Origin of the sequence: Tenacibaculum bernardetii, from assembly GCF_029125915.1 — a bacterium.
GTDB classification, from domain to species: Bacteria; Bacteroidota; Bacteroidia; order Flavobacteriales; family Flavobacteriaceae; genus Polaribacter; species Polaribacter bernardetii.
This window is the reverse complement of sequence record NZ_JAQJCU010000024.1, coordinates 1-9,673: the sequence shown is the minus strand read 5'-3', so window position 1 is coordinate 9,673 and position 9,673 is coordinate 1. Positions and strand designations below refer to the sequence as shown.

General features: G+C 32.8%; 9 protein-coding genes. 1 reads left to right on the top strand and 8 read right to left on the bottom strand.

What is annotated here, in order from left to right; genetic code table 11:
• Positions 1-116: 116 nt before the first annotated feature.
• The 7 genes from P2G10_RS12550 to P2G10_RS12520 form a co-directional block, all read right to left on the bottom strand.
• Positions 117-1,325, bottom strand: coding sequence for a bifunctional folylpolyglutamate synthase/dihydrofolate synthase (locus P2G10_RS12550; RefSeq protein WP_275316939.1), 1,209 nt, complete (start codon positions 1,323-1,325; stop codon positions 117-119).
• 56 nt (positions 1,326-1,381) lie between these two features.
• The gene (locus P2G10_RS12545; protein WP_275316937.1) at positions 1,382-2,206 is read right to left on the bottom strand and encodes an energy transducer TonB family protein; all 825 of its coding nucleotides are present in this window, start codon (positions 2,204-2,206) and stop codon (positions 1,382-1,384) included.
• Between the two features lie 59 nt (positions 2,207-2,265).
• Positions 2,266-2,658, bottom strand: coding sequence for an ExbD/TolR family protein (locus P2G10_RS12540; protein WP_275316935.1), 393 nt, complete (start codon positions 2,656-2,658; stop codon positions 2,266-2,268).
• Positions 2,658-3,338 carry a MotA/TolQ/ExbB proton channel family protein gene (locus tag P2G10_RS12535; RefSeq protein ID WP_275316934.1) on the bottom strand — a complete coding sequence of 227 codons (681 nt, stop codon included), beginning with the start codon at positions 3,336-3,338 and terminating at the stop codon, positions 2,658-2,660. The genes P2G10_RS12540 and P2G10_RS12535 overlap by 1 nt, the downstream gene beginning before the upstream one ends.
• A 140-nt stretch (positions 3,339-3,478) precedes the next feature.
• Positions 3,479-4,879, bottom strand: coding sequence for a sodium:proton antiporter NhaD (nhaD, locus tag P2G10_RS12530; RefSeq protein WP_275316933.1), 1,401 nt, complete (start codon positions 4,877-4,879; stop codon positions 3,479-3,481).
• A 13-nt stretch (positions 4,880-4,892) separates the two neighbouring features.
• Positions 4,893-6,125, bottom strand: a complete 1,233-nt coding sequence (locus P2G10_RS12525; protein ID WP_275316931.1) for a Glu/Leu/Phe/Val dehydrogenase dimerization domain-containing protein — start codon at positions 6,123-6,125, stop codon at positions 4,893-4,895.
• A gap of 192 nt (positions 6,126-6,317) precedes the next feature.
• Complete coding sequence (locus tag P2G10_RS12520) at positions 6,318-7,376, bottom strand: anhydro-N-acetylmuramic acid kinase (RefSeq protein WP_275316940.1); 1,059 nt, start codon at positions 7,374-7,376, stop codon at positions 6,318-6,320.
• Between the two features lie 89 nt (positions 7,377-7,465).
• Between P2G10_RS12520 and P2G10_RS12515 the strand changes: the two genes are divergently transcribed.
• Positions 7,466-8,608: an acyl-CoA dehydrogenase gene (locus P2G10_RS12515; RefSeq protein ID WP_275316930.1), complete on the top strand. Its 1,143-nt coding sequence runs from the start codon at positions 7,466-7,468 to the stop codon at positions 8,606-8,608.
• 236 nt (positions 8,609-8,844) lie between these two features.
• Here the strand turns inward: P2G10_RS12515 and P2G10_RS12510 are convergent, their stop codons facing one another.
• Positions 8,845-9,633, bottom strand: coding sequence for a tRNA pseudouridine synthase A (locus P2G10_RS12510; RefSeq protein WP_275316928.1), 789 nt, complete (start codon positions 9,631-9,633; stop codon positions 8,845-8,847).
• Positions 9,634-9,673: the final 40 nt, after the last annotated feature.

Genomic DNA, 9,673 nt, shown 5'->3' with positions numbered 1-9,673 from the left:
CCCCCGACCCCCTCGGTGTAAACGAGGTGCTCTGAACCAACTGAGCTAATTGCCCTCAATTGCGGGTGCAAATATAGTATTGTTTTAGAAAAAAACAACACTATTTTAATTTAATTTTATAAAATTTCTGCCACAACAAACGTACTCCCTCCTACATACACAACATCTTCTTTACTAGCTCGTAGCTTCACCGCTTCAAAAGCCTGATTTACAGAATTAAACGAATCACCAATGAGATTATACTCGTTTGCGGCTTCTTTTAATATTTTTTCTGACATGCCTCTCGGAATCGCCGGTTTACAAAAATAATAAACAGCATTTGTTGGAAATAGTGGTAAAACATCTTTTAAACTCTTATCCGAAACCACTCCTAATACAATGTGCATTATTTTGTAATTTTCTTTTTTAAGCTGTTTTAAGGTATAACTCAAACCTTCTTTATTATGAGCAGTATCACAAATTATTTTTGGCTGCTGCTGTAAAATTTGCCAACGTCCTTTTAAATTGGTGTTTTTAACAACGTTTAAAAGACCACTTTTTATATTTTTTGCTGATATTTTAAATTCCTTTAGCTGCTGAATAGCTTTTACGGCTGTTTTTATATTGTTGGCTTGATAATCACCTAATAAATCGGTTGTATAGCTAAAGTCTTCATCCGAAGCAAATAGTATCTCACTTATACAAGCATCCGCTTTAGCGTAAAAAACATGTTCGACTTCTTTTTGACGCTCACCAATAATAACTGGAACCCCGTTTTTAATAATTCCTGCTTTTTCAAAAGCTATTTCGGGTAAGGTTTCTCCCAAAAACTGCGTATGGTCTAATCCTATATTGGTAATTACCGAAACTTCGGGCGTGATAATATTTGTAGAGTCTAATCGTCCGCCCAAACCAACTTCTATAATTGCAATATCTACTTGTTGTTTTGCAAAATAATCGAATGCCATGCCTACCGTCATCTCAAAAAATGACAAGCGCTGTGTTTCTAGAAAGAGTTTGTTTTCTGATATAAATGTAACGACACTCTCATTAGCTATCTCTTCTCCGTTTATTCGGATACGTTCAGTAAAGTTTTTAAGATGTGGTGACGTATACAATCCCACTTTATAGCCTGCTTCTTGTAAAACACTCGCTAACATGTGACTTGTAGACCCTTTTCCGTTGGTACCACCAACATGAATTGTTTTAATTTTTTTCTCCGGATTCCCCAATTCATTACTTAAAGCAATACTATTGGTGAGATCTTTTTTAAAGGCTGTTTTACCTTGATTTTGGTACATTGGCAGTTGCGCAAACATCCAATCTAGGGTTTCTTGATATGTCATATATCTATTTTATAACCTCTCAACATTAATTGAGATGATATTTTATTAAAAGCTAATTATTTAGACAGAGAAAATTTGTAGATAATGGTTCCTCTTTGTTTTGATGGTGCATTTACTGCTGCATTCCATTTTGTTTTTAAAGCAGCTTCTTTGGCTGGTTTTAATAAACATGCTGCTGTATTTGTTGATCCTTTTACTCCCGGAATAGCTTTGATAACTTTTCCGTTCTGATCCACCTCAATACTAACAACCACCGTACCTTCTTCTTGGCAATCTGGTTTTCGTATGGGTTTAGAAAGTGCTGTTCTTCCTTTTAAATTATAATTACCTCCAGATCCACTTCCTGAATTCCCATAATATTTACTAGAGTTTGGATCGCCTTTTTCGTTTCCTTTTACTCCGGATTTATTATCATCTCCCTCTCCTTTTACTTCCCCATCTTTCGATGTTCCGTTTAACAAACTATTTAACGCATCGGTGGTTTCTTTTGATGGTTTAGGTTTTGGCTTCTTTTTGGGTGTTACTTTTTTGGGAGTTTCTTTTACTGCTTCCTTTTTTTCTTTTGATTTTTCTATAACAGGAACCTCTTTTGCAGTTTCACTCGTAATTACCTCTTCCTGCACTGTTTCTTGAGGGGTTTCTTTTACAGGTTCTTCAACAACTTCTTCTTGTGGTTTCTCTGTAGTCGATTGAGATTTTGTTTTTTCTACAGGTTCACCACTACCAACTTCCGAATTACCGAAATTAATAGCCAATCCGTATTCTATTGGTGGATCTAAATATTTCATTCCGAAATTGAATACTCCAACAATTAAAAGCATCAGAATAACAGCAGTAATAATTGCTGATTTACGTTTATGTTCGGTTTCAAATATTTTCATCTTACTAAGTTCTCAATATTTTTTTATCCTTCGAAAAAAAAACCGAAGCATTATTTAATTTATTTAGCTTTTACAGCTAAAATCATTTTTAATTTATTCTTGTTCGCAATATCAATAACTTTCATTACGTTTTTATAAGGCGCATTTTGATCACCTCTAATAACGATGGTTTTCTTTTTATCTGCTCCTACTTTTGTTAGAATTGTGCGTTCTAAATCAGCTGAATTCACCTTCGTCTTATCAATATAAAAAGCAGCTTTATCAGTGATGCTAACTGCTACTACTTTACTACTTTCTGTTTTACCGCCTGCCTTTGGCAATAAAACATCAATGGCACTTACCGTAACTAATGTGGATGTTAGCATGAAAAATATCAATAACAAGAAAACAATATCCGTCATAGACGACATATTAAAACTTGGATCAACTTTATTTCTTCCTTTTAAATTCATTATGCTGGTTCGTTTAGTAAATCTAAAAACTCTACAGATTTTGCTTCCATTTGATGCACCACTTTATCAGTACGAACAACTAAATGGTTATAAGATATATAAGCGATAATACCAACAATTAATCCGCCTACGGTTGTTGTCATAGCCGTATATAATCCGTCAGAAAGCAGTTTAATATCAATCTGGCCACCAGAATTTGCGATTTCATGTATGGCTACAATCATTCCTATTACGGTACCTAAAAAACCAATCATTGGCGCAGCTCCTGCAATGGTTGCCACAACAGAAACATTTCTTTCTAATTGATATACTTCTAATTTTCCCGCATTTTCTATTGCTTTGTTAATATCGTCTAATGGTTTTCCTATTCTAGAAATTCCTTTTCCGATTAACCTTGCTGTAGGTGTATTTGTATGCTCACATAATGCTTTAGCGCTTTCTATCTTTCCGCTTGTTATGTGATCTCTAATCTGATTCATGAAGTTTTTATCTACTTCAGAAGCTGCCTTGATAGCAAAAAAACGTTCGAAATAAATATACAATGCTACAGCTAACAATACAAAAAGTAAGCCTATAATAAGCTGACCTCCTAAACCACCATCTTTAATTAACTGAAGTATCGATAATGTTTTTTCTTCGGGTATTGTTTCTTCTAACTTTTCTTGAATAAATAATAACATCAACTTATTTTTTTAAGTGCTTTTAATACTAACGATTTTTTTATGCTTTAATTGTTTAAAAAAAATCATCTTGAATATCATAAAGCACCTTTATAGCGTACATTATTTATTCAAAATGATTTTTTTATTTTACTATACTATTATAAAATGATACTTCTCATTATTACGAAAGCAATTGACCCTACTAAAAAGCCAACAAATGCTAACCATGATATTTTTTTTAAATACCAAAAGAAATCTATTTTTTCCATACCCATTGCTACAACTCCCGCTGCAGAACCGATAATTAACATAGAACCTCCTGTTCCTGCTGAGAAAGCAATAAAATGCCATAAAGGATTATCCATTGGTTCAGAAAACATTCCTAAGGATGCTGCTACTAAAGGTACATTATCAATCACTGCAGATCCGATACCTAATAATATTACCACTAAATCAGATACGTTTGTACCCGCTGCTTCTGATCCCATTAACGGAATACTTTGCTTTAAACTATCCGCAAAATTAAATAAAATACCTAATGATTCTAAAGCGGCAACAGCCATTAAAATACCTAAGAAAAATAAAATACTAGGCATCTCTATTTTAGATAATGAAGCATGTACAGGACTGTGGTGTGCATGAGCCTCTGACTCTGCACTACTATTATAATCTGTCATAGAAAACTTAGTTCTACTATAAATTTCAGCAAATGTTGCTACTACAGCTAAAGATAACATCATACCCACATAAGGTGGTAAATGTGTAACTGTTTTAAAGAATGGTACAAATACAATTGCTCCTAAACCTAAATACAACATTCTTGCACTATTTGGATTCTTTTTAGTTTCTTCTTCTACTTCATCCGATTCAATATTACCTTGAAAAGCTGGCAAGAAAGAAGCGATAACCGTTGGTACAATCATACATAATAATGAAGGTATAAATAAATAAACCACTAACATTTGTGTACTTACCTTTTTACCAATCCATAACATGGTTGTTGTTACGTCACCAATAGGAGACCATGCTCCACCTGCGTTTGCTGCAATAATAATTAAACCAGCAAACCAAATTCTATCTTCTCTCCTTTTTACGATTTTCTGTAAAATAGAAATCAATACAATTGTTGCTGTTAAATTATCTATAATTGCTGATAAAATAAAAGCCAATATCCCAAACATCCACAAGATTTTCTTCTTGCTTTTTGTTTTTACATAATCTTTAATTGTTGAAAATCCGTCGAAATAATCAATAATTTCAACAATGGTCATTGCTCCTAAAAGGAACACTAATATTTCGGCTGTTTTACCTAAATGATGTAATAAGGTTTCTTCAACCAAATGTAATTTATCATTATGAGGCAAACCTGCAAAACCTTCTACTAAAGCATGCTGCGATGAATCAAACCAATTAGTAAAACCATCAACTCCTAAGGATACTAATGCCCAACAAACGGCCATCATTACCAATGCCGGAATTAATTTATCTAATTTAATATTATGCTCTAAAGTAATGGCCAAATATCCCATTACGAACACTAAAATAATAGCTGCTTCCATTTTTAATTTTAATTTATATCAATTCTTTTAATGCAATTTCAAATGCAGTTGAACAAATTTTTGTTTTCGATGCACTTTTTGTAAACGCTCTTTGTAATGCTTTTTTAATAATGTTTGATGTATCATCAAAAATAGCTTTATCTTCCATTGGTAAAGCAACTTTAGCTTCCATTAAGTAAGCAAAAACCCTTGCGATACCACAATTAGAAATAAAGTCTGGCAATAAACTTAAGTGATTATCAGTATACTCCATAATTGGTCCGAAGAAAATCTCTTTATCTGCAAAAGGAACATTGGCTCCTGGAGATATTACTTCTAAACCTGTATCAATCATTCGCTGTACTTGATCTTGAGAAACTAATCTTGATGCTGCAGCAGGAACAAATATTTCTGCTGGTAAGCTCCAAATTTTACTATTAATTTCATCAAAAGGAATCATATCATTAGCAACTAACTTGTTACCGTCTTTCGCTAAAAACAAATCTTTCATTTCCTCCATAGAAAATCCGTTTTCATTTATAACTCCGCCTTCTCTATCAATAATTCCAACAACCTTTGCACCTAACTGCGTTAAGTAATACGCTGCTGCTGAACCTACATTTCCAAATCCTTGAACAATGGCTCTTTTCCCTTCAATATTACCACCGTAAATATTATAATAATGCTTTACTGCTTCGGCAACACCATAACCAGTTAACATATCTGCAACCGTGTACTTTTTTGATAAATCTGGTGAGAATTGCTTGTCTTCAATCACTTTAATTACACCTTGGCGTAACTGACCAATTCTGTTAATTTTATCAGCTTCGGTAGGTTTAAAGTGTCCATTAAAAATACCTTCTTGCGGGTGCCAAACTCCACAGCTTTCTGTAATCGGAATTACATCTTTATCTGCATCAACATTTAAATCTCCTCCTGTACCGTAATAATGCTTTAATAATGGTGTAACCGCTTTATACCAACGCTCTAAAACACCTCTTTTTCTTGGGTCGTTCGGATCGAAATTAATTCCCGATTTTGCTCCACCAATTGCGGGTCCAGATACGGTAAACTTAACTTCCATTGTTTTTGCTAAAGACAAAACTTCATTTTTGTTTAATCCTTTACGCATTCTTGTTCCTCCACCGGCAGCACCACCTCTTAATGAGTTAATTACAGTCCATCCTTCTGCATCAGTTTCTTGATCCCTCCAATGAAAAACAATTTCCGGCTCTTTTTGTTCGTATATTTTAAGTAAATCTTTCATAAATATCTTCTAATAAATTTTCAACTTCAATTCGTTATAATCTCTAATATATTTTTTCAAAATAATCCCTTAAAGAGAAGTTAAAGTTGTGTCATTTAAAAAGTTTTTTGATTGTTATTATTGCTGTTAAAAACAGACTGTCACAAACTTACCATAAAAAAATGATAGCTCAAATATTTTAATTTAAAAATACTAAACATTAAAAATCACTCCTGAAGAATGGTCTTTTTTTGCACCCGTTACACTTCGTAAACAATTTACCTGATTTTCAACACGTAACAATCCTAAAAAAGCAAAAATTAAGGCTTCTTTGTAATTGATCAGCTCTTTGGATTGAATTGCTATTTTATTACCAGCATAAAATTCGATTCTACGCATTAAAAAAGTATTAAAAACACCGCCACCAGTTATTAAAATTGATTCATTTTTATGAATAATTTTCCCTATTTGAATCGCTGAATGTTCTATAAATGTTCTTAAAATTGTTGGAATATCATCCTCCATTTTATCTATCAACGGAAAAATATTTGTCTGAACCCATTCTAACCCTAATGATTTTGGTGGCGCTTTTTTATAAAACTCTAAAGCGTTTAGTTTTTCTAGTAATTCGAAATTTATTTTACCTGTTTCTGCTATTTGTCCTTTATCATCATATTCAAATCCTAATTTTTGCACATAATGGTTTAACACAATATTGACAGCACAAATATCAAAAGCTATTCTATTTTCGTTTTCTTTAAACGACACATTTGCAAAACCTCCAAGATTTACACAGTAATCATAATTAGCAAACAATAACGCATCTCCTATAGGAACTAGCGGAGCTCCTTGCCCACCATAATTAACATCTTGCGTTCTAAAATCACAAACTACTTTTTTATTCGTAATTTCAGAAATCACTTTACCGTTACCTATTTGAAGTGTAATTCCTTTAGCTGGTTCATGTAGAATTGTGTGTCCATGAGACGCAACAAAGTCAACATTCTTTATCTTATTTTTTTTGATAAAAACATCAATCTCAGCTCCTAATAACTCACCATAATCAATGTCTAATTTCAATAATTTTTCTTCAGAAAAATGAATGGCTGTTTGCAGCTTTTCTTTCCAATCATCTTTATAAGAAATAGTATCTGCAGCTAGAATTTTAAAGTTTTTATACTCCTTTTTATCAAACTGAACATACACTAAATCTATTCCATCTAATGATGTTCCAGACATCAAACCTATACTAAAGTAAAAATCGCTATTCATATGTGTAAAAATAATAAAACTCTGTTGAAAATATGCTATGAAAAAAGTATCTTTGGAATCAATTTTTACGAATATAATAATCATATATAATGGATTTTAGTTTAACAGAAGAACACATAATGATTCGTGATGCAGCACGTGATTTTGCACAAAACGAATTATTACCAGGAGTAATTGAAAGAGATAATGCACAAACCTTTCCAGACGAATTAGTTCGTAAAATGGGTGAAGTTGGTTTTTTAGGTATCATGGTAGATCCTAAATATGGAGGAAGCGGAATGGACGCTATTTCTTACGTATTAATTATGGAAGAACTTTCTAAGATTGATGCTTCTGCCTCTGTTATGGTTTCTGTAAATAACTCATTAGTATGTTATGGACTAGAAGCATATGGAACTGAAGAACAAAAACAAAAATATTTAACAAAATTAGCTACTGGTGAGCAAATCGGAGCGTTTTGTTTAAGTGAACCTGAAGCAGGATCTGATGCAACTTCTCAAGCTACAACTGCCGAAGATAAAGGAGATCACTATTTATTAAATGGTACCAAAAACTGGATTACCAATGGTGGTCGTGCAGGTGTTTATTTGGTAATCGCACAAACCGATCGCAGTAAAAAACATAGAGGTATCAACGCTTTTATTGTAGAAGCTGGAATGGAAGGATTTCATGTAGGTCCTAAAGAAGATAAATTAGGAATTCGTGGTTCTGACACGCATACTTTACAATTTAACGACGTAAAAGTACCGAAAGAAAACAGAATTGGTGAAGACGGATTCGGTTTTAAATTTGCCATGAAAACATTATCTGGTGGTCGTATCGGTATTGCTGCACAAGCATTAGGTATAGCATCTGGAGCTTACGAATTAGCTTTAAAATACTCTAAAGAGCGTAAAGCATTCGGAACAGAAATTTGTAATCATCAAGCAATTGCTTTTAAATTAGCTGATATGTATACAGAAATTGAAGCTGCAAGAATGTTAGTGATGAAAGCTGCATGGGATAAAGACCAAGGTAACAACTACGATATGTCTGGTGCAATGGCTAAGTTATACGCCTCTAAAGTTGCTATGGAACAATCTGTTGAAGCTGTGCAAATTCACGGTGGTAACGGATTCGTAAAAGATTACCATGTAGAACGTTTAATGCGTGATGCAAAAATTACTCAGATTTATGAAGGAACTTCAGAAATTCAGAAAATTGTAATTTCAAGAGGAATTATCAAAGGATAAAATTGTCTATTTAAGCATTATTGAAAACAAAATATATCTTGTTTGAAGATAGCTTACAAAGTAAATCCAGAACTATAAATTAAAAGTCCATCATTAATTTGATGGACTTTTCTTGTATTAAGCGTAATCGACATAAGGGCGTTACCACAAGGGTCGCGCTTTCCGTACTCGCTTTCTGTTCATCCTTCACAAAAGAGCTCAAACAAAACTACAATCGCTAACGCGTATATTTATAATTATAGGTCCTTAAATTCTAATTTATGTAAATGCAAACCAGAAGCCGGTGCAATGTTTTTAATAAAGTCAATATCAGAAGTCGGATTTAGACTCTCTTTAATAAAATTCAAATCAAATTCTCCTTTTCCTAAATCATGTAATGCGCCCATAATTAAACGAATTTGATTTCTTAAAAAACCTTCTCCTCTAACCACTAAAACAAAACTTTCTTTCGGGAAAAATGAAGCGGTTAATTCAGTATTTTTTTCAATTCTACAATACACAATCTCTCTTTCAACTTTTGTTTCTTCAGTTGGTTTTGTACAAAAACGTTTATAATTATGAAAACCTTCAAATAACAAGGCTCCTTCTTTCATCAAATCAACATCCAATTGTTCTCTAAAACGAGTTAAGAATGGCGCAGCATAAGGATGGTTTTTTTCACCGTATGAAAAATAATAGTGATATTCCTTTAACTTCGGATGCTGAATAATATTAAAATTTTTATCAATATCTTCAATTTTCAAAGCGCGCATATCTCCTGGCGCATTCGCATTAAAGTCAACCATAAATTGCTCAAAATCTACTTTCTCATCAATAAATAATTGAAAAGCAAAATGAGTTGCAGAAACTCTTGCATCAGTTCTTCCAACACCTAAACTTTTAAGACGAATACCCTTATAAATAAATTTGAGTGTTTTATCCAAAAAAAGATGCCCTGTTTTTAAGTTTGGCTGCTTTTGCCAACCATGAAAACGAAACCCCAAATATTGTAAGGTAACTAAGTAGGTGTATTTATAATTCATCATAACTAAACTAGTTAAATTTCGCGTAAAAAAAAACCTCAAT

Excerpts from the sequence above, each read along its gene's own strand:
- P2G10_RS12550 (WP_275316939.1), bottom strand. The coding sequence starts at position 1,325 with ATGACATATCAAGAAACCCTAGATTGGATGTTTGCGCAACTGCCAATG.
- P2G10_RS12545 (WP_275316937.1), bottom strand. The coding sequence starts at position 2,206 with ATGAAAATATTTGAAACCGAACATAAACGTAAATCAGCAATTATTACT.
- P2G10_RS12540 (WP_275316935.1), bottom strand. The coding sequence starts at position 2,658 with ATGAATTTAAAAGGAAGAAATAAAGTTGATCCAAGTTTTAATATGTCG.
- P2G10_RS12535 (WP_275316934.1), bottom strand. The coding sequence starts at position 3,338 with ATGTTATTATTTATTCAAGAAAAGTTAGAAGAAACAATACCCGAAGAA.
- nhaD (WP_275316933.1), bottom strand. The coding sequence starts at position 4,879 with ATGGAAGCAGCTATTATTTTAGTGTTCGTAATGGGATATTTGGCCATT.
- P2G10_RS12525 (WP_275316931.1), bottom strand. The coding sequence starts at position 6,125 with ATGAAAGATTTACTTAAAATATACGAACAAAAAGAGCCGGAAATTGTT.
- P2G10_RS12520 (WP_275316940.1), bottom strand. The coding sequence starts at position 7,376 with ATGAATAGCGATTTTTACTTTAGTATAGGTTTGATGTCTGGAACATCA.
- P2G10_RS12515 (WP_275316930.1), top strand. The coding sequence starts at position 7,466 with ATGGATTTTAGTTTAACAGAAGAACACATAATGATTCGTGATGCAGCA.
- P2G10_RS12510 (WP_275316928.1), bottom strand. The coding sequence starts at position 9,633 with ATGATGAATTATAAATACACCTACTTAGTTACCTTACAATATTTGGGG.